This is a genomic window from Massilia sp. TSP1-1-2, from assembly GCF_049896185.1.
Lineage (GTDB): Bacteria > Pseudomonadota > Gammaproteobacteria > Burkholderiales > Burkholderiaceae_D > Telluria_A.
In genome coordinates this window covers 109,041-135,224 of sequence record NZ_JAFCTU010000013.1, presented here as the reverse complement: position 1 = coordinate 135,224, position 26,184 = coordinate 109,041, and the positions used below count along the sequence as shown (strand labels likewise).

The 26,184-nt window shown below is 64.0% G+C and carries 21 protein-coding genes; 11 read left to right on the top strand and 10 right to left on the bottom strand.

The window, feature by feature from the left end:
- Nucleotides 1-10 precede the first annotated feature (10 nt).
- From ACP7BV_RS13725 to ACP7BV_RS13715, 3 genes are all read right to left on the bottom strand, one after another.
- Nucleotides 11-1,252 (bottom strand): oligogalacturonate lyase family protein, encoded by a 1,242-nt coding sequence (locus ACP7BV_RS13725; RefSeq protein ID WP_426104506.1) that lies wholly within the window; start codon nt 1,250-1,252, stop codon nt 11-13.
- Nucleotides 1,253-1,276: 24 nt separating this feature from the next.
- Entirely contained in the window at nt 1,277-3,229 is a 1,953-nt protein-coding gene (locus ACP7BV_RS13720) for a family 43 glycosylhydrolase (protein ID WP_426104504.1), read from the bottom strand.
- Between the two features lie 237 nt (nt 3,230-3,466).
- Nucleotides 3,467-4,009, bottom strand: coding sequence for a PEP-CTERM sorting domain-containing protein (locus tag ACP7BV_RS13715; protein WP_426104502.1), 543 nt, complete (start codon nt 4,007-4,009; stop codon nt 3,467-3,469).
- Between ACP7BV_RS13715 and ACP7BV_RS13710 the strand changes: the two genes are divergently transcribed.
- Entirely contained in the window at nt 3,996-4,163 is a 168-nt protein-coding gene (locus ACP7BV_RS13710) for a hypothetical protein (protein ID WP_426104500.1), read from the top strand. The two genes, ACP7BV_RS13715 and ACP7BV_RS13710, sit on opposite strands and share 14 nt — an antisense overlap.
- Before the next feature lie 4 nt (nt 4,164-4,167).
- On the opposite strand, the gene ACP7BV_RS13705 is transcribed toward ACP7BV_RS13710, so the two are convergent.
- On the bottom strand, nt 4,168-5,886 hold the full coding sequence (locus tag ACP7BV_RS13705) for a rhamnogalacturonan lyase B N-terminal domain-containing protein (RefSeq protein WP_426104499.1): 1,719 nt from the start codon (nt 5,884-5,886) through the stop codon (nt 4,168-4,170).
- Nucleotides 5,887-6,214: 328 nt separating this feature from the next.
- On the opposite strand from ACP7BV_RS13705, the gene ACP7BV_RS13700 reads away from it, so the two are divergent.
- The 3 genes from ACP7BV_RS13700 to ACP7BV_RS13690 all read left to right on the top strand — a co-directional run bounded on the left by ACP7BV_RS13700 (nt 6,215) and on the right by ACP7BV_RS13690 (nt 9,274).
- A complete protein-coding gene (locus tag ACP7BV_RS13700; RefSeq protein ID WP_426104498.1) occupies nt 6,215-8,422 on the top strand; it encodes a TonB-dependent receptor domain-containing protein in 2,208 nt (735 codons plus the stop codon).
- A 167-nt stretch (nt 8,423-8,589) separates the two neighbouring features.
- Complete coding sequence (locus tag ACP7BV_RS13695) at nt 8,590-8,961, top strand: DUF1566 domain-containing protein (protein WP_426104496.1); 372 nt, start codon at nt 8,590-8,592, stop codon at nt 8,959-8,961.
- A 121-nt stretch (nt 8,962-9,082) separates the two neighbouring features.
- Entirely contained in the window at nt 9,083-9,274 is a 192-nt protein-coding gene (locus tag ACP7BV_RS13690) for a Thivi_2564 family membrane protein (RefSeq protein WP_426104494.1), read from the top strand.
- Nucleotides 9,275-9,424: 150 nt separating this feature from the next.
- Here the strand turns inward: ACP7BV_RS13690 and ACP7BV_RS13685 are convergent, their stop codons facing one another.
- Together ACP7BV_RS13685 and ACP7BV_RS13680 are read right to left on the bottom strand one after the other, a co-directional pair.
- Entirely contained in the window at nt 9,425-10,849 is a 1,425-nt protein-coding gene (locus ACP7BV_RS13685) for a M20/M25/M40 family metallo-hydrolase (RefSeq protein ID WP_426104492.1), read from the bottom strand.
- Between the two features lie 76 nt (nt 10,850-10,925).
- Nucleotides 10,926-12,062 (bottom strand): metallophosphoesterase, encoded by a 1,137-nt coding sequence (locus ACP7BV_RS13680; RefSeq protein ID WP_426104490.1) that lies wholly within the window; start codon nt 12,060-12,062, stop codon nt 10,926-10,928.
- Between the two features lie 216 nt (nt 12,063-12,278).
- Here ACP7BV_RS13680 and ACP7BV_RS13675 point away from each other — a divergent pair, with 216 nt between their 5' ends.
- The 4 genes from ACP7BV_RS13675 to ACP7BV_RS13660 all read left to right on the top strand — a co-directional run bounded on the left by ACP7BV_RS13675 (nt 12,279) and on the right by ACP7BV_RS13660 (nt 18,377).
- The gene (locus tag ACP7BV_RS13675; protein WP_426104488.1) at nt 12,279-12,851 is read left to right on the top strand and encodes a glycine zipper domain-containing protein; all 573 of its coding nucleotides are present in this window, start codon (nt 12,279-12,281) and stop codon (nt 12,849-12,851) included.
- Nucleotides 12,852-12,962: 111 nt separating this feature from the next.
- The gene (locus tag ACP7BV_RS13670; protein WP_426104486.1) at nt 12,963-14,051 is read left to right on the top strand and encodes a protein kinase domain-containing protein; all 1,089 of its coding nucleotides are present in this window, start codon (nt 12,963-12,965) and stop codon (nt 14,049-14,051) included.
- Nucleotides 14,048-16,585, top strand: coding sequence for an FtsW/RodA/SpoVE family cell cycle protein (locus ACP7BV_RS13665; protein ID WP_426104484.1), 2,538 nt, complete (start codon nt 14,048-14,050; stop codon nt 16,583-16,585). Before ACP7BV_RS13670 ends, ACP7BV_RS13665 begins: the two co-directional genes overlap by 4 nt.
- Before the next feature lie 1,324 nt (nt 16,586-17,909).
- A complete protein-coding gene (locus ACP7BV_RS13660) occupies nt 17,910-18,377 on the top strand; it encodes an SH3 domain-containing protein (RefSeq protein ID WP_426104482.1) in 468 nt (155 codons plus the stop codon).
- Between the two features lie 40 nt (nt 18,378-18,417).
- Here the strand turns inward: ACP7BV_RS13660 and ACP7BV_RS13655 are convergent, their stop codons facing one another.
- A complete protein-coding gene (locus ACP7BV_RS13655; protein ID WP_426104480.1) occupies nt 18,418-19,251 on the bottom strand; it encodes a hypothetical protein in 834 nt (277 codons plus the stop codon).
- 2 nt (nt 19,252-19,253) lie between these two features.
- Nucleotides 19,254-19,661 carry a GNAT family N-acetyltransferase gene (locus ACP7BV_RS13650; protein ID WP_426104478.1) on the bottom strand — a complete coding sequence of 136 codons (408 nt, stop codon included), beginning with the start codon at nt 19,659-19,661 and terminating at the stop codon, nt 19,254-19,256.
- A gap of 126 nt (nt 19,662-19,787) precedes the next feature.
- Here ACP7BV_RS13650 and ACP7BV_RS13645 point away from each other — a divergent pair, with 126 nt between their 5' ends.
- The 3 genes from ACP7BV_RS13645 (at nt 19,788) to ACP7BV_RS13635 (ending at nt 23,694) form a co-directional block, all read left to right on the top strand.
- On the top strand, nt 19,788-21,041 hold the full coding sequence (locus tag ACP7BV_RS13645; RefSeq protein WP_426104476.1) for an MFS transporter: 1,254 nt from the start codon (nt 19,788-19,790) through the stop codon (nt 21,039-21,041).
- A gap of 41 nt (nt 21,042-21,082) precedes the next feature.
- Nucleotides 21,083-22,054, top strand: a complete 972-nt coding sequence (locus tag ACP7BV_RS13640; protein ID WP_426104474.1) for a PP2C family protein-serine/threonine phosphatase — start codon at nt 21,083-21,085, stop codon at nt 22,052-22,054.
- Between the two features lie 197 nt (nt 22,055-22,251).
- A complete protein-coding gene (locus tag ACP7BV_RS13635; RefSeq protein ID WP_426104472.1) occupies nt 22,252-23,694 on the top strand; it encodes an FHA domain-containing protein in 1,443 nt (480 codons plus the stop codon).
- Here ACP7BV_RS13635 and ACP7BV_RS13630 read toward each other — a convergent pair.
- Together ACP7BV_RS13630 and ACP7BV_RS13625 are read right to left on the bottom strand one after the other, a co-directional pair.
- Nucleotides 23,675-23,890: a hypothetical protein gene (locus tag ACP7BV_RS13630; RefSeq protein ID WP_426104470.1), complete on the bottom strand. Its 216-nt coding sequence runs from the start codon at nt 23,888-23,890 to the stop codon at nt 23,675-23,677. The genes ACP7BV_RS13635 and ACP7BV_RS13630 overlap by 20 nt on opposite strands.
- Before the next feature lie 61 nt (nt 23,891-23,951).
- A complete protein-coding gene (locus ACP7BV_RS13625; RefSeq protein ID WP_426104468.1) occupies nt 23,952-26,183 on the bottom strand; it encodes a bifunctional serine/threonine-protein kinase/formylglycine-generating enzyme family protein in 2,232 nt (743 codons plus the stop codon).
- Nucleotide 26,184: the final 1 nt, after the last annotated feature.

Genomic DNA, 26,184 nt, shown 5'->3' with positions numbered 1-26,184 from the left:
GGAGAGATGCTTACTCCCGGTCTACCCCAACGCCCAAGACATAGGACGGGCCAAACATATTTGTCCGGAAAATCACCATCTTGTTATCCGGAGAAAATCGCACATTCGGTTCCAGTCGATAATCGTGCTTTGCCATGTTCACCAGCCGTTCGCTCTTGAACACGCCGCCCTGCACATATCCCGGTTCGTCAGTCGCTCCCGGCACCATCACCTTTTGCGGCCGGAACAATTGAATCCACTGCCCATCCGGCGCCTTGGCCACCTGGCCCGGATCGCCGCCATCACCGGCAAATAGTGCCAGGTCGCTCGTTGCGTTGTAGTGAATCGACCATTCATTGCGCTGCAGGCTGTATGCAGTCCGCTTGCCAGCGTCGATATTGACCCCCGCCACGTAAAACACCACGCCCTTCGGATACTGCCAGTCGTACCAGATGGTCTTGCCGTCCTTGCCCCACCATTCATGCCCGGCAATTTCCATCGCCATCGTGCGCTTGTGGACCAGGGTGTTCTGGCTGCCGTCGGTGCGAATGGTCCAGATCCGGTCCACCTTTTGCCACGGACCTTCGTGGCAATACATCAGCAGCGTTGGGTCGGTCGGCGAAAACAACAAGTGATTGACCCAATCCCTTGACTGCAGCAACTCGGTAACCTTACCGGTTTGCAGGTTAATGGTAAACAGCACCAGCGGCGTCCTGGAAGCGAGGCGCTGCTCCATCATGGCGCCCTTGCTGTTCGTTTTGGGCTGGGGCGGTCGCGGTGTGGCCGATACCGGCTCGAAGGTGCCTGCGGCCAGTGTTTCGTCAGCATTAATACTGTCGACCCGTTTGCCTGCCGGCAGCTCAACCAGCTTCTTTTCCACACCCGTGTCGAAACTTGCTGAGTAAATGCTGGTGATCTTGGTTTCGGAATCTGTCTTCAGGTAAAACACGGAATTGGTTTTCTGGCCGACGGAAATCGTATGCGGCCGGTTGCGGCCCGGCCCGGCAGGCACCAGCAAGCGCGTCTTGCGGCTCGCCATGTCCAGCGCATGGATGCCGGCCGGCGAGTTATACACCATCGACTTGCCGTCCGGCGTGAACGCGTTATAGTTGAAATACAATGAAGACGAGCCAGGCTCGGGCGTCAGCCGCCAGACGCGGTGACCGGTATCCTTGTCGATCCAGGTGGTGGGGGGAACGGCGGGTTCGGCCCCGCTTGCCACGCGCGCGACCAGCGCCAAGGCCATGATTCCAAAACTGACATTGCGTGACATGCGGACCTGTTTTATCGATGAGGATTAATCGTTGCGCAGCACGATGCGCGTGGGCGCGTCGCGATCCACCGTGAGCTTGCCGTCGGCATGGAACAACTCGGTCACCTGGATCGCACTGCGGCGCTGCTCGGCGCCATCTTTCTTGGCGTCAGGTCCTTGTCTGCCGGGATGGGTGAAGTAAAACAAGTAGGCGCGCCCCCCGCTAACCACCACGTCGGCATGCCCGCCCATGACTTTGTCGTCGGCGCCCTGCCCTGGCTGCTGCAGCAAATTGCCGCTCTGCCGGGTCCAGGTTTTCGCATCGGGCGAACGGTACACGGCCAGGCCATGCCAGACGTCGGTAATCATCCACCAGGCGCCTTTCCACTCGAATACTTTCGGGCCTTCGCCACCCTGGTCGGCCACGGCGCGACCGTGATCGGTCCACGTCTTCAGGTCGGTACTGTCGGCGTAGTAAATCGACTTGTTGTCTTTCTCGTTGTTGTACCACATGCGCCAGGCGCCCCCGGGCAGGCGCGCTACTGCGGCGTCGATGACTTTTTCGTTGGCCAGCTTGAGCGTTTGCGCGTTGTCCCATTTCAGCAAGTCGGTGCTGGTCAGGTGCACGATATGGCGCGGGTGGTTCCAGTCGGTAAAAATGCCCGGAACCAGGGTCAGGAACATGTGATACACGCCATCGTCGGCGCGCACGATGTCCGGCGCCCAGTGCGTGGCATCCTTGCCGCCAAGTTCGATTGGCAAGGTGATGTCGGCCGTGCCGACGTAGTGCCAGGTGGCGCCTTCGTCGCTGCTCTCGGCAATCCCGATCCGGGTGCCGTGCACCCAGGATACGCCGGGCAGTTCAGTCGCGGTGGCGCGGCGGTTCGTATAAAACATCCACCAGCGGTCTTTTGCAACGTTGCGCACCAGTACCGGGTCAGCCGCGCCATCGAACAGCGGGTCGCGAAACAGCGGCTTGGCGGCAATCTGACCGCGGTCGGCAACCGGTTCGCCAAAGTCGGGGCTGCCGTCAGCGCGCCAATTGATCACTTGCGCGCGCGTGTTGCGGTTGGGATCGAGCAGCGAGTCACCCTTGATGTCGCGGTAGTTGCGGGCGTGGTAGACCAGCACGTCGGTCTTGCCGTCGGGTGTGGTGGTAAAGGCGTTGTGGCCGGGGCCGTACTGCCCGTTCGCAGCACTGGTGACAAAGACCGGGTCGCCCGACTTGCGCCAGGAGGCGACGTCGAGCAGCTCGGCGCCGGCATCGGCCGTCAGCAAGCCCATGCTGTAGCTGGCGTCCGTTGCGCTGGCCGAATAAGTAATGAAGACCTTGCCGTTCCTGAGCAGCGCGGCAGGCGCCTCATTGACGAGGAATTTGACCTTTTCCCACTTGTGCTCGGGCGTTGACAATTGCACGGGGGCGCTGCTGATGGACGTAGGCGTGTCCATCTTTGCGATGTAGATATTGGTTGCAGGCAGATCTTTTTCAGGCCGGCGCTGGGTCCAGACCAGGTAGCGCTGGCCCGCGTTGCTGAAGGTGGTGGCGTCCAGGGTGAAGCTTTCCCAGCCAGTTTTGAGCTGGCCGCGCTCGGTCCAGGTGCCTTCCATGGGGTTGGCTGACGTGTTTTCAAGCACGTACAGGCGGATAGCCCATTTGTCTTCAGCGGTACCGGCGGTAAAGTACATGAACCACTTGCCGTCGATAAAGTGCAGTTCGGGCGCCCAGATATGGTTGCCCATGGGGCCGCTGGCGTGCTTGCGCCAGATGACCTTGGTGTCGGCCTTGCCCAGTTCGTCCAGCGTGCGGGCGCGGCGCAGTTCGATGCGGTCGTATTCGGGAACGGTCGCGGTAAAGTAGTAGTAACCGTCGGTGTGCAGCGTCACGTGCGGGTCGGCACGCTGGCGCACCAGGGGGTTGGCGAATTCGGGACTTGCGGCGCTTGCGACGGTGCATGTCAATAGAAGGGCGCAGGTGAACCAGCGCAGGATAGCAGTCATTGATCAGGCTCCAGGCAAAGCTCGTATTTTATGCAATGGCAACGGTACCGCGGGTGTTTCTGCGAAACAATCATCGCAATGCCTGGTTTAGGGGTAAAGCTGGTATCGGACGGGGCCATTCCGCTGCGTGGTCCTCGCGCAGCGGTGTTGCAAACGTTTTAGGACCAATTCCTTGCACAAAAATGTGCCGTCAAATGGTCGCGAAACGCCTTGCAACACACTCCCGCGCAACACCGCTTATTTGCGGCGTTTCACGCCCATCAATCCCATCAACGCCAGCCCCAGCAGCGCAAGGCTGGTTGGCTCCGGCACGCCGACCGTGACCTGGTCGAATGCGGGCGCACTAAAGCCGCTCTGGCGATTGGCGCGCGAGTAGGAAAAATAGCGCACTTCGTCAAAACCGCTCAGGTCGAACAATCCCAACACCGTTCCATCGCCGCCGCTAAAATTGCCCATCCCCGTCTGCACATTATTATTAAACGTCCTCCAGAAACCATTCAGGCTCGCATACGAGGTCCCCGCTGCAAATTCAATGCCCTGCATATCGGCGCCATTGGCTTTCTTCACGCTCAAATAGGCGCCTTCGCCGGCCGTGGCCATGTAATTGCCCTCGAACGAAGAACTCAATTCGCTTGGGTCGTCGTAGCAATTCGCGCCCGCGTAACCGCAGTTATTATTGGCAGCCGATCCGGTAAAGCTGAACAGTAGACCATTTTCAATATATTTGTTTGCCAGCGATACGTTGGCAGCGAAGTTGGCGCTGTTGGTGACTGTTTTCACGGCCGATCCTGCGCCGAAGGTTTGCACCACCCCAGCCGAGGCCGTCATCATCGCCGCTGCCGCGCTCACGCCCACTACCAACTTCAGTAAAACATTCTTCATTATTTTCTCTCTGTCTGTTTGGCGGGAAGCCGCAGCCGCCCGCCTGTTCTAAAAACTCAAGGTGTACGAATCAGATCAACCGCATCGACGGCATAACCCGGACTCAAAAACGTGGTTCCGCTCGAACCACTGATCACGCTCAGGTAAGCCACGTTCTCCCCCACCACCAGCTCGCTGGCCGGAATGTTAAAGCTGTACATGGTGTTGTTGCCGCGGTAGGTGCCCACGGTGAGGGTGCGGCTGTTTGGCTGCGCCGATGCCGCCGGGTTGGGCGAGACCCAGCCGTTGATCTGCGCCTTGGGCCGTCCGCCGGCAAACGCCGTCGTGATACCGGCGCGCAGCGTCAGCGGTGCGATCTGGCTCTTGCGCAAATTGAACTTGATGGTGACAAAACCGTTTACGCTCTTCCACTGGTAGGCGGGGAACTGGGCCGGCGTGGAACTGCCAATTGTGTAGTCGCCGGTAAGCCATGAGCTCATGCGCGGATCGGACGGGTGCATCGTCGTCAGCTTGGCGCCATTCAAAAATTCGGCAGGGCTGCCATCAAAGTCGCCGATGCGCCACAGCGGCGGCGCAGCACTCGGGTCGGCCGCGATGGCGAACGGCGCAAACGGCGTGGTGGCGCCGGCCGTCACCTTCACGCTACGCGTGTCGACCTCGAGTTCGTTTTTGTAGACCTTCATCGTATAGTCGCCCGGCAGCATGCCGGTGCTGCTGAAGTGCCCGTCGACGGGATCGACGTCGGTCCAGTACTGGGCGCCGGCGTTGGAAAAGCCCACCGTGTAAGCGTGGGTCGTATTGCGTCCGGTGATGCCGCCGCCCGCTACCGCGCCGCGGCCCGCAGGACCCACGTAACCGAGCAGGTCGAGGCTGCCGAAGAACGACGTATCGACAGCGCCGGGCGGCGTGCCATCGTTGAACACCATCGTGTACGCATTGAGGCGATTGAACCGGTACGCCTCGGTCTGCGCTTCGCCATAGTTGACGATGTAGGTGATTTCCTGGTTGGTGGACGTGGCCTGGTTCAGCAGGCTGCGGTAGAACGGGCCGCCCGAACCGCCTTCCTGGTTGTCGCGCACGATCCACACGCCTGCCGTGTTGCTGGTCGCGCCAATGTACTTCCAGTCCTTCAGGCGCATGTTGGAATAATGCTTGGAGCGCGTTTCGCCATTGGGCAGGCTGAAAATATCGCCCGACTCCACGGTGCCGGTGGTGCCGCGCAGGTCCGACGGTTGTGGGCTGAACGGCAGCGCATTGATCGGTATGCGCGCGATGAATCGCACCAGGTTCAGCGTGCTCGGCTCCGTCGTGAAGTAAGTACCCATGTAGATCTTCGGGTCGCCGCGCTTGGCGATGTAGTAGTGGGTCAGGTTGCCGCCTTTGACGGTTACCTTGACGTAGTCATGGCCAATGCTTTCGGCGGTCACTGTGACGGCAGAAACGCCCGTGTACAGGAAGTCGAAGCCGGAATTGACCTGCGTGCCCCGGCTCGGATCCTGGTACTGCACACCGTTGTAGACCATGGAAGCGATATCGCCGGCCGAACGCGTGCTGGCGCCGTCATCGAAACGGCGTATCTTGAATACCAGGCCAGCGCCGGTGTCGATGGTGTAGAAGGTGGCGTCGGTGGTCAGCCCGAAGGAGCCGACCACGGCGGCGAGCATGGCCGGTTTTTGCTGGGGCGCGGCGGGGCCAGCATCGCTGCCGCCGCACCCGGCCATCATGGCCGATAGCGCGACCAGGGCGGTGGCCGACCGGATTAGGGTTGTTCTCATTTTGTCTCCATTGTTTGTCGAGGGCCAGGCCGGATTGCCCGCACCGCACACGCGACCCGATCCACCCGCGCGCCCCGGGAAGGCCTGCGGTACATGGGTTTCTTGTTTTGGAATGTGTGCATTAGTATTGGGTTGTCGTTACATTGCAGTCAATCGCGCGGCGGTAACTTTTAAAAAAAATCACGGGCGTGATCGGAAATCGAGCGCAACGGCAGATGGTCGGCAACACGCAGTGCGCACTCACGCGCCTGATTATTTGCCGGGCGCCCTATGCCTGCGACCGGCTTGTCACTAAGCTCGCTCGCATGATCCCCGCTACCTCCGCCGCATGAAGCACCTTCCCCTCGCCGCGATCGCCTGCCTCGCCCTGCCCGCCGTCGCGCAAACCGTCGCTGCAAACGTGGTGGTCAAAAAGCCGCCTCCGGTTGTCGCGGCAGGCATTGAACCGGTCGTCAACGTCAGCGCGCAGCGCCCTACCAACCGGGTCGATCGCCAGGTCTACGACGTCAAGTCCGATGTGGGCGCCAGTAACGGCTCGGCCGCCGATGCACTCGCCAATATCCCCTCGGTGGCGGTGGACCCGGACGGCACCGTCACCCTGCGCGGCAGCACCAACGTGCAGGTGCTCATCGACGGCAAGCCGTCAGCGATGCTGCAAGGCGATAACCGCGGCAATACGCTCAACGCGATGCCGGCCGAAGACATTGAATCGGTGGAGGTCATCAACAACCCCGGTGCGCAGTTCGGCAACGAGGCGGGCGGCGGGCCTATCCTCAATCTGGTCATGCGGCGCACCCGCAAGGCCGGCGGCTATGGTGCGCTGAGCGCCAACGCGGGTTCGGCCGGGCGCTACAACGCATCGGCCTCGGGCAGTTACAATAGCGGCCGGCTCGGCGTCCAGGGTACAGCCCACCTGCGCCACGACGGGCGCAACGACCTGGCCGACGCCGCGCGCGTGCGTATCGACCCGGTCACGCGCGCGGCCAGCCGCACCAGCCAGGCCACGCGGAACCAGGGCTTGAACGACTCGGCCGGCCTGAATGCAACGCTCACCTACAACTTGGGCGAGAAGGATACGGTCACGAGCAGCGTGGCTTTCATGGAGCGCGGCAACGAGCGTGATGCGGTCAACCGCTACATCAGCTTTGGCGGCGATGGCAGCGTGGCACACGATTACGCGCGCACGTCGCGCACCGCCGGCGGCAGTAAAAGCGTCAGCTGGGATGCCCGCCTCGATCACAAGGGCGCGGTCAGCGGCGAATTGGCCAAACTCGACATGCGCGTATCGTCCACTGCCAACGAGAGCAACAACGCATACCTGAACACGGCTACGCTGGGCGCATTCAACCCGGCCGACGCGCGCGGACGGGATGCCAGCCGGACCGGGACCACCATTGTCGATGTGACGGGCGACTATGAGCGGCCGCTCGGCAGCAGTTTTCTGAGGGTTGGCTACAAGGTCGCCAGCAACAAGAACACCTTCGACACGCGCTACCTCAACATCGACAACACTACGCTGGAAGAGCGTCCCAACGGCGCGCGCAGCAACCGCTTTGCGCTGCACGAAATGAACCTGGCAGCCTACGGGTCATACACGATGCGCCTGGACCAGCGCTGGGGCCTGGTCGGCGGCCTGCGCGTTGAACGCACGGACCTGGATATCGCCCAAATGACGGGCGCCCTCAAGGCCAGCAATCACTACCTGAATGTGATTTCCAGCTCCTTCATCAGTTACAACGCATCGGAAGACACCGATTTTCGTTTCAGCTACGCGCGCCGCATTCGGCGCCCTGGCGCGAACGACCTCAATCCCTTCGTGGTGTACCGCGACGAATTCAATGTCTCGGCGGGCAATCCAAATCTGAAGCCCACCACTACCGACGCGTTCGAGCTGGCGTATGAGACCAAGTTCGGCCCCATCGACACCAACCTGCGCGGCTATTACCGCAAGGACAGCGGCCTGATTTCGGAACGCAAGCTGTTCATCGGCGAGACGGTGTTGCTGACCACGCGCGACAACGCGGGCACCAACCGGGCCAGCGGACTCGAATTCACCTTGCGCGGCAAACTGATGCCCCGATTGACGCTCAACGCGTCGGGCAACCTGGCCTATACCGAACAGAGGATTGTTAATCCGGGCGCTAATGCGGGGTCAAGCCCCGATTCGAAGCGCAGCGCGCCTTCGTTCGGCGGCAATGCCCGCCTGCGCTACGATTTACCCAATGGCGGCCAGGTACAGCTGTCGGTCAATGCACAGGGCAAGGCCTTGTCGCGCCAGGGCTACCGGCAGCCCAATGCCACCGCCAACCTGAGCCTGCGCCATGCGTTCACGCCAGCGTTGAGCCTGGTGATGAACGTGACCGATGTTTTCAATACCAACAAGATAGAAACGATTACCGATACCCACCTGCTCCAGGAGACGAACACGCGCAGGTCGGATGGTCGGCTTGTGTATGTTGGCTTGAGCTACCGGTTTGGCGGCGTGGCCCAGCGCAGGGGACCTGCCGGCGCGCGCCGGAGCCAGCCAAGCACATGAGACGTGGGGGCAGTTCGCCGCCGCGCGCGCAAGGGCCACAACCCTTATTTACGCGAATACACCTTATCCTGTCAATCAAGATATCTGTATGGAAGTCAAACAATTGGATGCAACTTGCATGGCCGCGCCGCTGTCCTAAAGCTGGAACCATGAGCGGAGAGGGCTAGATGAGCGATTACAAGAAGGTCAAGGCTACGCTGCAAGACGGCGAGCAATATGCGGGGCTGATTTTGGGCAAGGAAGGCAAGCCGGACCACCATGTGGTGCTTTTGCCCGGCGAAGCGCAGGAGGTTTCATGGTCGGCAGCGGGCGAATGGGCCCGTGGCGCGGGCGGCGAACTGCCGACGCGGCGCGAGCTGGCACTGCTATACGCCAACATGCGTGAACAATTCGAACGGGTTTGGTACTGGTCATGCGAACCGCAGGAACCCCGCGCGCAATTGGTATGGGGGCAAAACTTTACTAGTGGAATCCAAACCATGTACGGGCGCCCATTTCGCGGGCGTGCGCGCGCGGTGCGCAGACTGGTGGAAGAGTAGCGGGGATGAAGGTTGCCTTCCGCTATGTGTCCTGCCGTACAGAAAAAACAAGGTTTTCCAGCTATCTTGTGTCTGTCTTCCGACAAAACGCATTGATAACAATAGCAATAGAGGAATAATAATGACTTTACTAATCAACCTCATCGTCTATCTGGTCATTTTTGGCCTGATTTGGTGGCTGGTCAGCATGCTGCCATTACCGGCCCCGGTAGCGCAGATCGTTCGCGTTCTGTTCATCATCCTGTTGATCCTGATCGTGCTGTCCGTCTTTGGCATTATCCCCGGCGGTTACCTGCCCAAGCTGAACCTGTAGCACACTCACGCTGCAAGCAATCCCTGCGCGGGGCGGAAAAGCCAGTCGACTGGTTTTTCCGCCCCGCGCTTTTTTGCGTCAAAGCACCGCACGCTGCAGCAGGCTGTGCGGCGCATCCTTGCCGTCAGAGGGTTTGCATGCGCACTGGTGCTATTTGGACAGCGCCGACCAGCGCCCGATCGGCTGCTCCATATTGGCCAAATACCACGCCAGCGACGCCATCACCGCCACATGCCGCTTCAAGTTGCGTGGATCGACCTTGTCCAGCGTATCGGCCGCCGTATGATGGTAATTGAAGTAGTCCGATGTATCGATCAGCGGGGTAAAGCTTGGCACGCCCGCCTCTTCCAGCCCGCGCAAATCGGGTGACGCTAATGCATCGGCGCGCTGAAACGCGCCTGCCGACATCGATTCGAGCGTCGGCGCCAGGTTCGCGAACAAAGCGTTTGCCTGTTGCGGCGCGCTTGAACGAATGCCGAACGGGCGACCGGAGCCATTGTCGCTTTCAATCGCCGCAAAATGGCGGGCGGTGTTCTCCTTGTTCGCCTCCAGATACACCTTGGAACCGCGCCCGCCGTTTTCCTCGTTGGCCCAGGCGATCATGCGGATCGTACGGCGCGCACGGTAGTCGAGCTTTTTGAGCGTCTCGAGCACGCCCATGGCGGTGGCCACGCCGGCCCCGTCGTCATTGGCGCCGGTGGCCAGGTCCCACGAATCGAGGTGGCCCGAGACGATCACGATTTCATCGGCCTTGTCGGTGCCCGGCCAGTCGGCAATGACATTAAAGCTGTCGGCGTCGGGCAGGATCTGCGGCGTGAGCGTGAGCTTCATGCTGAGCGGACCGCGCGCGGCAAGGCGCACCATCAGCAGCGAGTCTTCCACCGACACGGCGGCCGCCGGAATGCGCGCACCATCCTGCAGGCCGCTGGAACCGGTGTGCGCCAGGCGGTAGTTGGCGCCGCCGGCCGAACTGACCAGCGCCGCCACGGCGCCCATCTCGGCGGCCATGCGGGTGCCGCCGCCGCGAAAGCGCGTCACCTGCCCGTAGGCCTGGCCGGCCTGGCCGCGGTCGGCCATGTCCTGGTCGAAGCGTACGTCGAACAGCACGATGCGCCCCTTCACTTCCCCCGCCCTGGCCTTGAGTTCTTCCAGGGTCTTGATCACGATGACCGGCGCCGTCAGGCCGTTGGCCGGGGTTGCGCCGGAGCCGCCCAGCGCGGTCAGCACCACCTTTTGCGACAGGCCCGCCGGACGGCCGCGGTACTCGACCAGCTCGCCCGTTTCGAGTCCGCGCACCCAGTGTGGCACCTTGACCGGCTGCAGCGTCACCTTGGCGCCCAGCTTGCGCATCGCATCGGCCACCTGCACCACCGCCGCCGCCTCGCCGGCGGAGCCGGACAGGCGCGGTCCAACCAGGTCGGTCAGGTCAGCCAGGCGTTCATAGGCCCAGTCGCTGGCCAGGCCCGTATCGCGCACCTTATTCAGCGCGGCCGGGTCGCTCCCGGGCGTGGCGGCGTGGGCGCCGATGGCCAGCAGAAGTGCGGGCAGGATGGAGAGCAGTGGCGTGCGTTGCATGCGGCAGGTCCTTGAAAGCTTGAAGTGGATCTGAACGATAGCGCATTTGCCATTCTTTTGCAGGACTGCCTTTCTGTCAGGCCGCCATCAGGCGCACGCAGGTGATCTCGGACGGCGCGCCGAAGCGCTTGGGCGGTCCCCAGTAGCCGGTGCCGCGGCTGGTATAGACCCACAACTGGCTCAGGCGATTGAGCCCCGCCGTAAACGGCTGCTGCAAGGGCACGAACAGGTTCCACGGGAAGAACTGGCCGCCGTGCGTGTGGCCGGAGAGCTGCAGGTCGAACCCCGCCTCGGCCGCAGCCAGCGCGCTGCGCGGCTGGTGCGCCAGCAGGATCTTGACGCTCACATGACCGGGCGCGCCGGCGGCGGCCGCGCGCGCGTCGCTGCGGTGCGCCGGGTCGAACAGGTGCGCCGTAAAGTCGGTGACGCCGGCGATGATCAAGGCTTCGCCATCGCGTTCGCAGACCACATGCTCGTTCATCAGCACCGTCAGGCCAAGGCGCCGCAGTTCGGCGATCCACGCATGCGCGCCCGAGTAGTATTCGTGATTGCCCGTGACGAAAAACGTGCCGTCGCGTGCGTCCAGGCGCGCCAGCGGCGCTGTATGCACTGACAAGTGCTGCACGCTGCCGTCGACCAGGTCGCCGGTGATTGCGATCGCATCGGGTTTTAGGGCGTTGACCTTGGAGACGATGGCGTCCAGGTAGCCGCGCCTGATGGTGGGCCCGACATGCACGTCCGATATCTGGACGATGCAGTAACCCTGCAGCGCGGCCGGCAGGCCGGCGATCGGCACCTCCACCTGCACCACGCGCGCCACGCGCCGCGCGTTGACCAGGCCGACGAGCGTGACCGCCAAGGCCATCAAGGGCACCCCATAAGCGCTGACGTGGTCGACCTTGGCGCTGGCGGCGCCCACCAGCGCGAGCGCGATCAGTCCCGCGTCGCGCAGCACCGTGAGCACCAGCAGCGAGGAGAAAAAGCCCATCGCCAGTAGCCCCGCCCAGGCCAGCTGGTCGGCGCCGCGCCAGCGCTTGAAGCGCGACGACATCAGTCCCAAGGGCAGCAGCAGCGTCGAGAGGGCGAGCAGCGCAATCCCGGCCATGAGCGCGCCGGCATGCAGACCCATGGCGGGAATCAGACGCACGCCTATATACATATGCAATAATATCAGTAGAGCAAGAACAGTAAAGACGGTACGGCGCGGGGGCATGGGAGTCGAGAGTGTCTATAGGGGGAATGACTACATGGGGCAAAGGCGGCCATCTGCAAGGGCTGGAACGTGCGTCCCCGGTGTGTTACAGAGCCTTCGACATTTGTAATATTCTGTTATGACTAATGGTGTTCCGGGCGCCGCCATATATAGTGACATCAATGCCCCAGCGCTAAGTTGATCATCCCGATCTCGGTTGAGGCCAAAGGAAACGCCATGTTCAATACCAAATTCGTAGGCGCAGTCATCATTGCCGCAACGGCAGTGTCTTCGTCGGCGATGGCAAGCGACCGCGGTGTCAATACCGCAGTTGGCGCCGTTGTCGGCGCAGCAATCGGCAGCCAGGTGGGCCATCGCAATGGCGCGCTGGTGGGGGGCGTGATCGGCGCCGCCGTCGGCAACTCGATCAGCACCAACAACAATCACCGCAACGGCTACTACGATAACCGGTCCACGGGTTATTACAACAGCGGTTACAACGGCGGCGAAAACAACGGCGGATATAACAACGGCTACAGCAATGGCTACGACAACCGTTACAACCAGGGCTACGACAACCGTTACAACCAGGGCTACGACAACCGTTATAACCAGGGCTACGACAACCGCTACCGCCAGGCGCCGACGTACGTGCAGTCGCAAGTGTATTACGAGCCTGCGCCCGTGTACTACCGCCCGGCTCCCCGCTACTATGCGCCGGCCGTGGTGTATGTCGAGCCGCGCGGCTACTACGGGCGCGGTCACGGTCGCGGCCACGGCTACGGCCATGGCCACGGCCACGGCTGGTAACCCACACCCGCAGCACACATAGCCTGGCCGCCCCGCCAGGCTTTTTTTCACCCCTTCCCCCGGGCGAGGCGTTGTTTTTTGCGGGTCCCTCCGCTATGGCTCGGTGACGGCATGGTTGCCGCTTATCGGGGGATGGGCATGCTGCAGTCGGACGACATCGTTACATTGAGCAAGGGTGCTTACCGTCTGCAGCAGCAGCTTGCGGGGTCGGCCTACGGCGTGGTGTGGCGCGCGGCAGCGCCAGACGGGATGCCGGACGTCGCCCTCAAGTTAATCAACCGGGTACAGATGGAACGCGCGCAGCCGGCCTTGCACACACGCTGGGTCGCCAGCGCGGCAAACGAAATCGCTTTCCTGCAATCTCTGGCGCCGTGGGATGAACGCCATATTGTGCGCCTGCTCGACAGCGGGGCGCATGACGGCTTGCCCGTGATGGCGCTCGAACTGATGGAGGGCGACCTGGGCCAGCGACACAATGCCACCATCATCAATGTGCTCGAATGGATCACCCAGGTGAACCAGGCGCTCGCCAAGGTGCATCAGTATGGCTGGCTTTACCTGGACTTGAAGCCGGCCAACGTGCTGCTTACACGCCACGGCGCCGTCAAGCTGGCGGACTTCGGCACCAACCGTCTGCGCAGCGCCCTGCCCGCGTACGCGTACGCGGGTACGGCCAGCTGGCAGGCGCCGGAGCAGTTTTTCCCCGACCCGCAGCAGCGCTTCACGACCGATCTCCGCACGGACTATTTCGCCCTCGGCGCCATGTTTTTTTACCTGGTGACGGGCGGCGTGCCGCTGCGCTTTTGCGGCGACTGCGGCCAGGCTTACCGCGAGCATCAGGGTGGCGCAGCGGCGGTGCTGCTGGCGCGCCCCGGCGGCATGGGCCCCACCCTTCATGACGATGAAGCGGCCCTGTTCCTGCAGCGCTTTGCGGCCGGCGCTGCTGATCATGGCACTGCTAATGATGCCGCAGATCTTGGTCGGACCGACGCGACCTGGTTCCCCGGCGCCGCCGTCAAGCCACCGGCGGCGGCGCTTGCGCTGCTGCGCATGCTGCTCGCCCCCGACCGCAACGCACGCCCCCGGCACGCCTTGCAAATCAGCCGCATGCTGGTCGCAATTGGCCGCCAGCTGCAAGCGCCGTCCGCGTTCACGCGCACTTCCACTGTCGGGCAGCATCGCGCCGGGAGCCGGGCATGAGTGCGCGCATGCTGGCGCTGCCCCTGCTCGCCCTGCTGTGCGCCCTGCAGTTGCTCTGCCTGTGGCGCGCGCCGGCGGTGTACTCGCCTTCTGCCGTCAATATTACGCTGGAACCGGGGCAGGCATTCACCCTCGGGCGCGATGAACTGGCAGCACCCCAGGCTTCACCCGGCCACCTGGCACTGCGGCGCGACCGCGCGGGCCACTGGTGGTTGCGCAATGCCAGCGCCGGCAGGCAGGTGCTGCTTCAGCGCGACGGCGTCGATCGCCGCATGGGCAGCAGCGCGCTGCGCCAGAGCCAGTGGTTCCGCATCGGCAGCGCCAGCTTTACGGTCGACGCCGCGAACGCGCGCGAGATTGCATTCACGGGAGCGGGCCACGCCTGGCGCTACGACGGGGCCACGCTGCGCCGCGACGGCGCTGCGCAAGCTGCCTGTCCCGGCGCCGGCTTTGCGGCGGGCGCGGTCGCGCTGTGGAACCGCGCGGCCCCGTACAGCCTGACGCTCGCCCGGCCCCTGTCCTTTGGCGGCAACCTCAATTGCGGCAACCGGCTGGGCATCGCTTACCTCGCCGGGGGCAGCGCGCTCGCGGTGCGCGCCAAGGACGCGGTGCTGTTGTCAAATGCCGCCGGCAGCGAAGCGCAGACGCCCTTGCTGCTCTCGTCAACCCAGGGTGAGCGTGACCTGGCCCAGCGCGAGGAGCGGCTCGATGGTGTCGCCGCCATCGTCGCCGGGCGCACGCGCTTTGCCGTCTCGCTGGACGGCGCGCGCCTCCAATTGCGCCCGCTGCGCCATGTGGCGCTGTTCACCGAGGCGCGCGTCGCCTTGCCAACCACGCTCGTTTGGGAGTGGCGGGAACGCTCGGCGTGGAGCGTTCCCGCCGGCGCGCAGTGGTGGGTGGCTGCCGCGCTGTGCGCCGTGCTGGCCGCCGCCGGCGCACTGGCCTGGCAACAGGGGCGCTGGCCTTTTGTGCGCGAGGCTTCGGCCGACATGCGCGTCGCTGCCGCCGCGACCGCGCTGCTGGCCATTGCCGGCGTCACCGCGCTGCTGCTCCAACGCGCCGGTGCCAACCTGGGCGTGGGCGTGTCGATGCTGCTGGGCTGGGCCGCGCTGTGGACTTTCCTGCTGGCCGCAGGGCGCCCGGCGCTGGCCACTTGCGCCGCCATCCTGCTGCTCGCCATTGGCCTGTTGATGCAGCTGGAGCTGGGCCTGGGCGCGATGGAGTCGTCATGGTTGCGGCATTTTCAAAAAACCACGGCGCTGCTGGCAATCGGCCTGGGGGTGGGCGCGCACCTGCGCCTTCGCATGTGCTCTGGCTCTGGCTCTGGCGCCGGCACCGCCATGGCGCCGCAAACCTGGCTCGAATGGACACTGGCGCTACTGGCCGGCGCGGCGCTCGTGGCCTTGTCGATGCAAGTGCTGTTCGGCGACGAAACCGGGGTGTTCGACCTGCAGCCGGTCGAATTTGCCAAGCTGGTGCTCACGGCACTGAGCGCCCACTGCCTGGCGATCGGCCTTGGCTGGCATCGGGCCATGCCGCAGCGCGCTCGCCCCTGTGTACGCTGGCTGCGCCTGGCCGGTCCCGCGCTGCTGTTTGCCGCCCTGCTTGGCCTGGCGCTGCTGCAGGTGGACGATTTTTCGCCGCTGATCCTGCTGCTGGTGTGGGCCATGGCAATGGCGCTGGCCTGGTCGGTCGCGGCGCGGCGCCTGAAGGTGACCGCCCTGCTGGCGGGCCTTGCCTGTCTGGCCGTCTGCGCCATTGCCTGGCTGCGCGTAGCCGGCGGCGAGGAGATCGCGCAATGGGGCTTTTACGCCGACCGGTTCGCGGTGTGGCTCGATCCGGCGCGCCATCCGCATACGGGTCAGCAGTTGCTGCTGGGCGCGCGCGCAGTGGCTGACGGTGCATGGTGGGGTGCCGACAATTGGCTCGGCGTTGGCAGCCTGGGCCAAGCTGGCGGCAGCGCGCTGCACATCCCGGCGGTGCAGGATGATTTTGCGCCCTCGTTTTTCATTAACCGCCACGGTCTGGTGGGCGCGCTCGGCCTATGGGCGCTGCAGGCACTGTTTTTGGTCGGCGTGCTGCAAACGGCGGCGCGCGCGTTTGCAGCCAGCGAAGCGGCACGCGACTTTCGCCAGGCCTGGCTGTGGCGCTTTCGCAGCTTTGCGCTGTGCGGCGGCGCCGCCTTCGTGCTGGGGCATCTGCTGCTCTCGTGGGGCACCAACCTGGCGATCTTTCCGATCATGGGCCAGCCAATGAGCTTTTTGTCGGCCGGCGGCAGCCATCTGCTGTTTTTCATCTGCCCCCTGCTAGCGTTCAATGCGATCAGCGCGCAATTACTAGAGGAGAATCTGTCATGCCGGTCTATGTCCAACACGAAGTCCTGGGCAAGGTTCACGATGTTTTCAATGCGGAGGCACTCTGGCAGGCGCCGGGACTGGCGCTGTTCTCGCGCCGCCCGCTGCTGCGCGACCTGCTGGAACGCTCTCCGCGCGAGCTTCGCGGGCGCGCGCCGACCCGCTGCTTTTCGCACGTAACGCTGCTGCTGGCGCAGGAGGAACTCGACGACGACCGGCACCTGACGCGCGGCGCGCGCGTGCGCGACCTGGCGCAGTCGCTCAAGGCGCTGCACCAGAAGGACTTTGGCGACCTGCTCGGCGCCGACGAAGTGCGCTACGACGTGATCGGCACCGAGGCGCTGGCGCCGGGCGAAGTCGAAGTCAAGTTCGGCCACGCGGTGTACCTGCCAAGCGCCGGTGAAAGCACACTGTACACGGTCAGCACCTCGCGCGACGGCGAACAGTGGCAACCGGCCTGCCCGATCTACCTGCACCAGCGCCTGGCGCTCATTGGGCAAGACGCCGAACTGGCCAGCCATGCGGCGCCGGGCTGGCCCTTTGGCCCCGTGGGCGCCATTTTGCTGGTCAACGACGGCCCCGATGCGCCGCTCGAAGTGCAGGTGCGCCCTAAGGGTGTTCTCGAGTACAGCTTGGACGCGGCCAGCAATGTCCATACTTTTTCCAGGTTCGATCAGGCCGGCGCGCCGGTGCAGTTCTTGATGAAGGTGGAGCGCGTGGCCAAAGCCCCGCCCACCGTCAAGCCGACGGCCGTTTGGAAGGCGCGCGCTTGCGCCGCGCCGGAACTGACCGCAGTGCCGTTCAGCCATCGCCCCGCCGACGCCACCTTCGCGCCGGTGGCGCAGCAGTGCGTGACGCTGGTGGGCATTGCCCTGCCCCGGCTTAGCCGCTACCGCGATACCGGCGCCACCAGCCTGGAGCTGGGCTTTGACGCTGCATCGAACATCGCCGGTCCGGGCGCACCGGCGGCGATCCGATTTTCCGTCGATGACAACGACCAGTTGCACGCCGCCACGGACGCCGGACGCGAGGAGGTCAGCGCCCCGGCCAGCTTCACGATCGCAGCCGGCGGCGGCAAGATCGATCTGGCCGAGGTCGCGCCGGGCATGCTGGAACGCTACAGCGCGATCCTGATGCTGCCGCAACCGGCCACCTTGCCGGTGGCGAGCGGCGCGCGGCTGGTCTTTGGCCGCAGCGCGCCCATGCTGGCGGCGCTGCGCGTGCTCGATTCGCCGCACTTTGTGCGCTGCGCCGATGGCGCTGCGAGCGCCAGCGCCGACCGCATCGGCTTGTCGCGCAATGCGTTCAGTTTCGAAGCTGTCGCCGGCGCCTTCAAGATCGGGCGGATCAGCCCCACGCAAGCTTTGTATCACCTGGACGCGCAGCGCAATTTTGTCGCGAGCATCGGGGAAGCGAACGCGGAGCAGCCGTACCTGCTGCCGCACGGTCACCATGTGGTCGCCGGTCACTACATGCTGCGTTTCGACGCCTGAAGGGAGCCGCTATGTTCAACGTCAGTTATCTTGCCTTAGCCGCGTTTGGATTGGGCCTGGTGGCCACGCTGGTGCTGGCGGCCTGGCTCACGCCAGCGCGCTGGTGGCGCCAGATGAACGCGCGCGCGCTGGCCATTGTCGTGGCGGGCACGTGGGGCATCGGCAGCCTGGTGCTGTGGCTGATGCCTGGGCCTGCGCAGGTGCTGGCATTGACACCGGTGACAATGGGAATTGCGCCTCTTTCGATGGCGGCACCAGGGAAGGGAACGCGCTATCGCGTGCATGAAGACTTGAACCTGCGCTCTGCCAAGGGGACCGGAGCGCGCAGAATCGCCGTGGTGCCGGCCGGCAGCGAAGTGACCACGACCGGGGACGGCGACGGCGACTGGTGGCAGGTCAGTACACGGGTCGATGGCAAGGAAGTGCGCGGGTGGTCGAGCAGTTTGTGGCTGCGCCGTGCTGACGAAGCGCGCCTTTAGTCCGGCCTCGCGCGTGCGATGCAAGGGGCAGGAAACAACGCTATTCGCGCACGAAAAGCGCCGACCCCGCCGCCACGCCTTTGGCCACCGTAATGATCTCCAGCGTCTTGCCCTGCAAATCCACCTTGCGCAGCAAAATATCCATTTTTTTGGCGGGCGCGCCCGACACCGCCTTTATCCATGCGCCCGGGTTGCCCAGGTCTATTTTCTCGGACTGGCTCAGCACCCAGACATGGTCCGCCTTGTCCGGCAGCATGATATCAAGCACGCGTTCCTTCGGCAGGCTCATCAATTTTCGGAACCCCGAATGCGCACTGTCGCCCAACCAGACGTCCTGCGGTTCCTGGAACGCGGCCGTCCACAGGGCGCGGCTGTCGCCGTGAAACGCGATTCCGTCCACCTGTTGCGTGGCAAACATGACACGTTCGGTATCATGCGACCAGAACAGCGAACGCACGCCGGCCGGGCATTGCGGCGTCAGCACGGTCAGCTTGTCGAGGTCGATCAGCGCCTTGCCACGCGAAAATTCACCGATCAGGATGATGTTGTTGCTGCCCTTGACGGGAATGTAACTGGCGTTGCGCACAAAATAATCGCGCTCTTCCGGCGTGCTCGGTTTTTCCGCCGGATAGCGCGCCTCATTCAAGCCGCAACGCACAAAAGCTGCCGCATGCGCCGCTGCGATGGCGGGACCGTCCGCGCGCTCGCCCAAGGGTTGTCTGGCAGCGCGCTCGTCGTGCGCGCGCAAGCGGGCGCCGTTGCCATCATCCGCCATGGCCACCGGTTTGCCATCCGAAAACACTTGAACTTGCTGCGCGTGCAGCCCGGTTGAGGCCAGCGTCAGCAGCAACGCTGCCATGGTTCGCATCGTCATCGTCATGTTCCGTCAAATTGCATGGGATTGTAGGTGATGCCCTTCTTGCACTGGACCGGCGCGGTCCGCACAAAGCCCATCGCCTCATACGCGGACAAAGCGTAGTTGGAAGCGTTGACAGTGAACTGTCCGGGATTGCCCTTCTCGATCGCGGCCTGCCGGGCCACCGCCCATAAAGCCTTGGCGATGCCCTGGCGATGATGCGCTTTGGCCACGAACATGTGAAACACATGCTTGTTGTCGCGAATCGCAATGAATCCGGCAATGCCCTGCTCTTTCTCGGCCACGTGATACGCCATCCCGGCGCGCACGAAGGCGCGGATGGCGTGTTCGTCATTTTCACGGACGAAACTGGCCGCAGCAACAGGGCTGCAGTCATGCACGATAAATTCGTTGGAGAGCGAACGCATGAGCGCAGCCACTGCGGGGATATCGTCGTCTGTGATAGGTCGTATGGTCATTCCCTAAAGATAACATGCGCACACATTATGGTGTATAAGTTGACGCACTGCATCAACGGCCCGTAGACTACCAGCATGTCGAAACAAAGCCTGTCCCTGCCGCGCGCTGCGGTATCGCGGCGCCCCAAGGTGCCGTTGACCAAGCCTTTGCGGCACAGGCGCTACCGACAGCTCTGGCTTGCCAACCTGGTATCGAATTTGGGCACCTGGACCCAGACTTTCGCCTCCGCGTGGCTGATCGCCACCGTTTCGACGTCGGCCTCGACCAGCACGCTGGTGCAGACCGCAACGTATATCCCCGTGTTCCTGTTCGCCCTGTTCGCCGGCGTGATTGCCGACGCCGTGCATCGGCCCAAGTTCCTTTTCTTTTGCAATTGCTTCATGGCGCTGTGCGCGTGCGCACTGGCCTTGCTCGTCAATACCGGCCATGCGGCTGCGGGACCGGTGCTCGCTATCACGTTTTGCATCGGTTCCGGCTCGGCCTTCATGTGGCCCGCATGGCAAGCGTCGATGTCGGGACTGGTGGAGACGGACGAAGTCGAGGCCGCCGCCACCTTGAACAACCTGAGCTACAACGTGGCTGCCATCGTCGGGCCCGCTATGGGCGGCGTATTGTTTTCATGGATTGGCCCGGGGGCGCTGTTCCTGATCAATGCCATCTCTTTTGTCGGCCTGCTGGGGGTGTATGCCGTCTGGTGGCGCGAAAGCACGGCGCCGGTGATCGTCCGCACCAGTTTTGCCAGCAGCCTGAAACTGGGACTGTCGAGCGCGCTGGGCTGCCACCGCTACCGCCGCATCCTGGTCAATGTGAGCACCGTGTTTTTTTCCACCATTGCCTTCGCCGGCCTGTTGCCGGTATTCGTCAAGAATGTGTTGCATATGAATTCCAGCATTTTCGGCCTGTTGATGGGCAGCCTGGGCATCGGTGCCGTGGGCGGCGCCTTGCTGCTGCCCACCGTGCGCCAGTACGTCGGCAAGACGCGCCTTTTGGCCGCATCCCTGTTTGTGTACGGCATCATGCTGATGACCTTGCCCTTCCTGCATACCGTCGCGCTCATGGTGCCCCTGATCATGGCAGCGGGCATGGCCTGGTCGGCCACGGTGTCGACGCTCAATGCGGCCGCGCAACTGGCCTTTCCGCCGGCGATACGCGCACGCACGCTGTCGATTTACTTGTTCGTGATGGCCGGCGGGTACGCGCTCGGCAGCCTGGTGTGGGGCCGCGTCGCCGACCACTTTGGTGTGCAGGCCGCGCTCGCCGCCGCCGGCGCTTGTGTAATGCTTAACGCCGTTGCCTTGCTCACTGGAAAGAGGGAAACCTCCATCTGATCGGTGCTTTGGACGGCGGCCAAGTCGGTTATCCTGTTGTCATGACGCCATCTCCCCACAGCCTGCGGTTTGGTCCCCACTTCGATGTGGCGGTGCGCACCGCCGCCGGCGCCAAAGCTGCCTCGCAGACAGAGAACCAGGACAATTACCTGTTGATCGACACGAGCGGCATGGCATGTTTTCTCGCGGACCAGGTGGAACGGCGCCAGCAAGTGCAAGGCTGGCCACCCGGCCATATCCGCCTTGCAGTGCTCGACGGCATGGGCGGCCACGGACGCGGACGCGAAGCGGCCGAGGCGGTCGTCGCCGGCCTGCTCGCCTTGCCTGCCTGCGATACCCTGGGCGAACTGTGCAGCCGCCTCGATAGCCTGCACGCAAGCTTGCAACAACACTTCGGCGCCGACGTCCAACCCGGCAAGCGCCCCGGCACCACGCTGACCATGCTCGAACTGCGCCCCGGCCAGGCCGCGCTGCTGTACCACGTGGGCGACTCGCGCCTGTACCAGATCGGCGGCGGCAAGGCCGCGCCGCAAACGGTCGACCACGTTCCGGCCACCGCCTTTGCCATGGACGGTTTGCTCGACGAGGCCGCCTGGTGGGAACAGGTGCACGGCGAATACCGTTCACAGATTTCGCAAGCGTTTATTCTTGGCAACGCCTTTGCCAATCCGGCGGAATTGCGCGATCCGCTGTATGCCTTGTCGCCCTTGAACTTGCCGTTTTTCCTGGCCCATATGGCTGATCGGCGCGCGCTGGAACTCGATCCAAAAGCGCTGTATGTACTGGCAACAGACGGCTTTTGGGCTTGCCCGTCGCCGCAGCACTGGGTGGCGCGCTGGCCGGCGCTGTTCGAGGGCGCTGCCAGCGCTGCGGCCCTGAACGCGCGCTTGTTTGACGAGATCGGCGCCAACCCGCCGCCGGCGCTCCACCCCGACAACATGACCGCCATTGTGCTGCGTTCCCTCGGCAACATGCATGAAACTGCGCTGCCGGTGGCGGTGCCCATGCATTAAATGTTCCAGCCAGAATCAGCGTTGTATTTCACGCGTAGCGAAATGCCGTCGAATGGCGAAATCGCGTAAGCTTTATCAAAAAACGGACGGGCTTTCAGGCTATGAAGAAATGCAGCAACCCTCAGCATCCGCACTGCACCTTATGGGTAATGCCAGGGGAAACGGCGTGCGCAAGCGGGCACGCGCAAGCGCAGGGCGTGCCGTCCAGCTTTGAATTGATCAGCGCCTTGCGCAGCACGCGTGCCGCGCACCCGCACCCGGTGGGCTACGCGGTCGCACCGACGCCAAGCGCACCGTCGCGTTCCCTCGAGAGCGTCGATGCCGCCACGCGCGACGGCGCACCGCACCTGCATATCAGCGGCTTCGACCCGCGCGCTGCCGGCGGACGCCAGGCCATCAAGGTCGAACTACGCAACATGCCTGCAGGGTGCGCGCCGCTGGTGACGATGCGCCTGCAATCGGCGCTGCTGCCCGAAGGCGTGGCCAGCCATTCGTTTGCACGCACGCTGCGCGGCGAATGGCGTCCGCTGTTCATTGAATTTTCCTCGCGCGACAAGGAACACGGCCAGTACCGCATCGACGTTGAGCTGCACTGCCAGAAGGACGCGCGCATCAGCCACAAGTGGGTGTGCACGCCGGTGATCCTGATCCCCCGTCCCGACGCCACCCTCACCGAAATCCACCAGACGTTTCTGTCCACGCACAAGAACGTGCGCGTGATGGCTGACGATGCATCGATCGCCAGGGTGCAGGCGCAGGCGGGCGGCGGGCGGCTCGACATCGACGTCCACGCGCGCAACGCTTCCATCGCGCACCTGAATCTGGACGCGCGGCCGGGCAAGGTCAACCTGGGCTTTTCGACCATCGCCTGGGACGAAGACCTGATCGAAATCGACGTTCCGGCCCATGCCGAACCGCACCCCCACCAGAGCGTCATGGCGTGCCTGGTCAATGCCGCGCCGGACGCCGGGGCGCAGCGCCAGGTACGCCTGTTCGCGATGGAACAATGCGTGCTGGGGCGCTTTGAGCTGCATGACCCCGAAGCGGACGTGCTGCTCACCCATTTTGGGGACGACGGCCAGGACCGTGACGGCCTCACGCGGCGCTTGTCGGGACGCCACGCCGTGATCCGGCGCGCGGGGGCAGGCTTTGACATTGAAGACGTGTCGCGCTACGGCTTGCTGCTGGACGGCGTGTGGCCGGGCAAAAACAAGCCGGTGCAGTTGCGTCTTGGGATGCGTATTGAACTGTCTGCCAGCATCAAGGGCATTGTGGTGCTGAGCGTGACGGCAATCATGCCGCATGGGGTGATCATGCACCGGATCGACCAGGGTGTGCATGCGGAGTGCTTTTATTTTCTTGAGCCAGGCAGGCATCCAGGCTATCCGGTGACGGCATTTGGCGCGCTGCCGCAGGCGGCGGCCATGCCGCTGCTGTTCCACCAGCATGGCGGGTTTTGGCATTTTGACCGGGTGACCGGGCAAGAAACGCCGCTCACGCCGCAAACGGCCATGGACAAGTTGAGCCAGGTGAGCGCGCACACGCGCTTTGCGCCCGAGTCGTATCCGGAGTGCTGGATTGTGCGCTCGGCGCTGAAGGCGCCGACAACAGCAGACGCCGTCAATATGTACACTGCCTGAACAGTGCCAGCACCGGCCGCATAAGCCGCATAAGCCGCACTGGCCGCATCAGCCGAACCAGAAGCACCAGCAGCACCAGCAGCACCAGCAGCACCAGCCGCACCAGCACAATGAACACCAGCGCGGCGCCCGTGATCAAAATGCCCTCCAGGCCAAACACGATAGCGGGAATGCGCAGCTCGTCAGGGATTTTCATGGTCTCTCCTCGGTCACCAGGACACAACATTTAGTCTAGGCGGCCAGGCGAAAAGTTTAAGTCAGATGAGATTACGGGCGACGCGAAAGCCTACAATATCGTTGCTCAGTACCGCCGAAAAGCCATTGCGCAAAGCTGAGCGCAGGTAGTACGGGTTGTACAGCCACGAGCCGCCGCGCAGGATGCGCCGGCCCTGGTCGCCGCCCTCTTCCCAGGCGCTGCCGTCTGCCGGGGCGCCTTCGTAACTGTCATGCACCACGTCTTGCACCCACTCCCACACGTTGCCATGCATGTCGAACAAGCCCCACGGATTGGGGTCGAACATGTCCACGTGCGTGGTCCCCTTGCGATATTCACCCCTGGGGCTGCCGTTGTACGTGGTGTTGCCGTCGTAATTGGCCAAGCCGGTGTTGATGTCCTCGCCAAAGCTGAACGCGGTTTTTGTGCCGGCGCGGCAAGCGTATTCCCATTCCGCTTCGCTGGGCAGGCGATACACCTGGCCCGTCCGCACGCTCAGCCACACCACATACTGCTGCGCGTCGTGCCAGGTCACCCCCACCACCGGGTGGCTTTCCGTTTGCCGAAAACCCGGCGCCGACCAGTTCACTTCCCCCTTGGGTTCCCACAGCGTGGCGCGCACGAACTGGCGCCATTCGCCCACCGTGACCGGGTAGCGGCCCAGGGCGATCGACTGCTCGATGCCGACCCAGTGCTGCGGCTTCTCGCGCTCCACCCAGGCTTTCTGGGCGCCGGCGTCCATCGCTTTTTTACGTTCACCCTCGGTCGAGCCCATCTGAAAGCGCCCGGTTGGAATGAGCACCAGCTCGGGTCCCTTGCCGCTGCCGTCCAAAAACCGGTCGCGCAGCACGCCCTCGGTGTCGGCCACGGGGCTGGACGGCACCGGCATCAGCGCATCAAGCTCGGCCTCGTTGCGCGCGGCCTGTTCGAAACGGGCGCGTTCCTGCTCGCTGCGGTAGGCGGCCGCTGCCCTGGCCTGCAGCGCCTTGCGGTTTTCCGCTTCCTTGGCCAGGCGCGCCTTTTCGGCGTCGGCCACGCGCCTGTCGTGCAGTTGCTGGCGCAGCGCGTCCTTGCGTTCGCGCTTGGCTTGCTCGGCCTGGGCGCGTTCGGCCGCCTCCTGTTCGCGGCGCTGCTTGTCCCGCTGCAAGTGCAGCGCCGCCGCAGCGTCGGCGTCGGCCTTGCGCCTGACGGCCAGCTGCGCGGCGCGTTGTTCTTCCTGGGCGTGCGCGGCGGCGGTTTGAGCGGCAAGTTCGGCTGGGGTGGGCGCCACTGCATTGTCCAGCGCAGCCAACAGTGCGGCGACCGACGCCGGACGGCGCTCGGGGTCCCACGCAAAGCCGCTTTGCAGCACGCCCCACTGGCGGGTGGTCAGCGCAGGCGGCATGAAAGGCTCGTGGCCGGCGCTGCGCATGCCGTCAAAGGGCATGCGCCCCTCCACCATCTGGTAGACCATCACCGCCACCGCATAGACGTCGAGCGCGCGGCCGCTCTGGCGCTGCAGCGTGCCTGCCTCCGGCGCGCGGTAGCCGGCGGTGCCGGAATTGGCGGGCGCTTCCAGCCCGATCACGCTGGCGCTGCTGCGCGCGCGCGCGGCGATGCCAAAGTCGAGCAGCTTGACTTCGCCCTTGTTGGTGACAAACACATTGCCCGGCTTGATGTCGCGGTGAACCAGCTTGTGCTTGTCCCACGCGTAGCGCAGCGCTTCGCCGATGGGCGCGAGCAGCTGCTGCACGCGCGCGAGCGGCAGCGGCCCTTCGCGCGCCAGCAGGCTGTCCAGATCCTCGCCTTCGAGGCATTCCATGATGATGAAATAGCTGGCCGTGGCCGGGTCCTGCGCCCATTCATACACGCGCACGATGTGTTCGTGCGCTAGACGCCGCGCCTGCGTGGCTTCCTCGATCAGCAGCTTGGCGTGGGTCGGGCTTTGGGTGAGCATCGGCGGCAAAATCTTGAGCGCGACCATGGCGCTGTGGCCAAGCTCGGCGTGGGTGGCCAGGTCGGTCGCCTGCCACACCTGTCCCATGCCGCCCTGCGCGATCAACCGTTCGAGCCGGTAGCGGCGGTTTTGCGGGCCGATCTCCTGGCCGGCCATCAGCCCGATCTCGGTGCCACGGTTGATATGGATTGCCGGCGCCATGGGCGTAGCGCTCGCTCCCGGCGGCGCGTACTCCGCGTCCAGGATGGCGTTTTTGCGGGTCTCGAACTCCTGAAGGCTTAACAGGCCGTCCTCAAACAGGGCGCGCAGTTCGCGGATCTTGTCTCGTGCCGTTTGCATC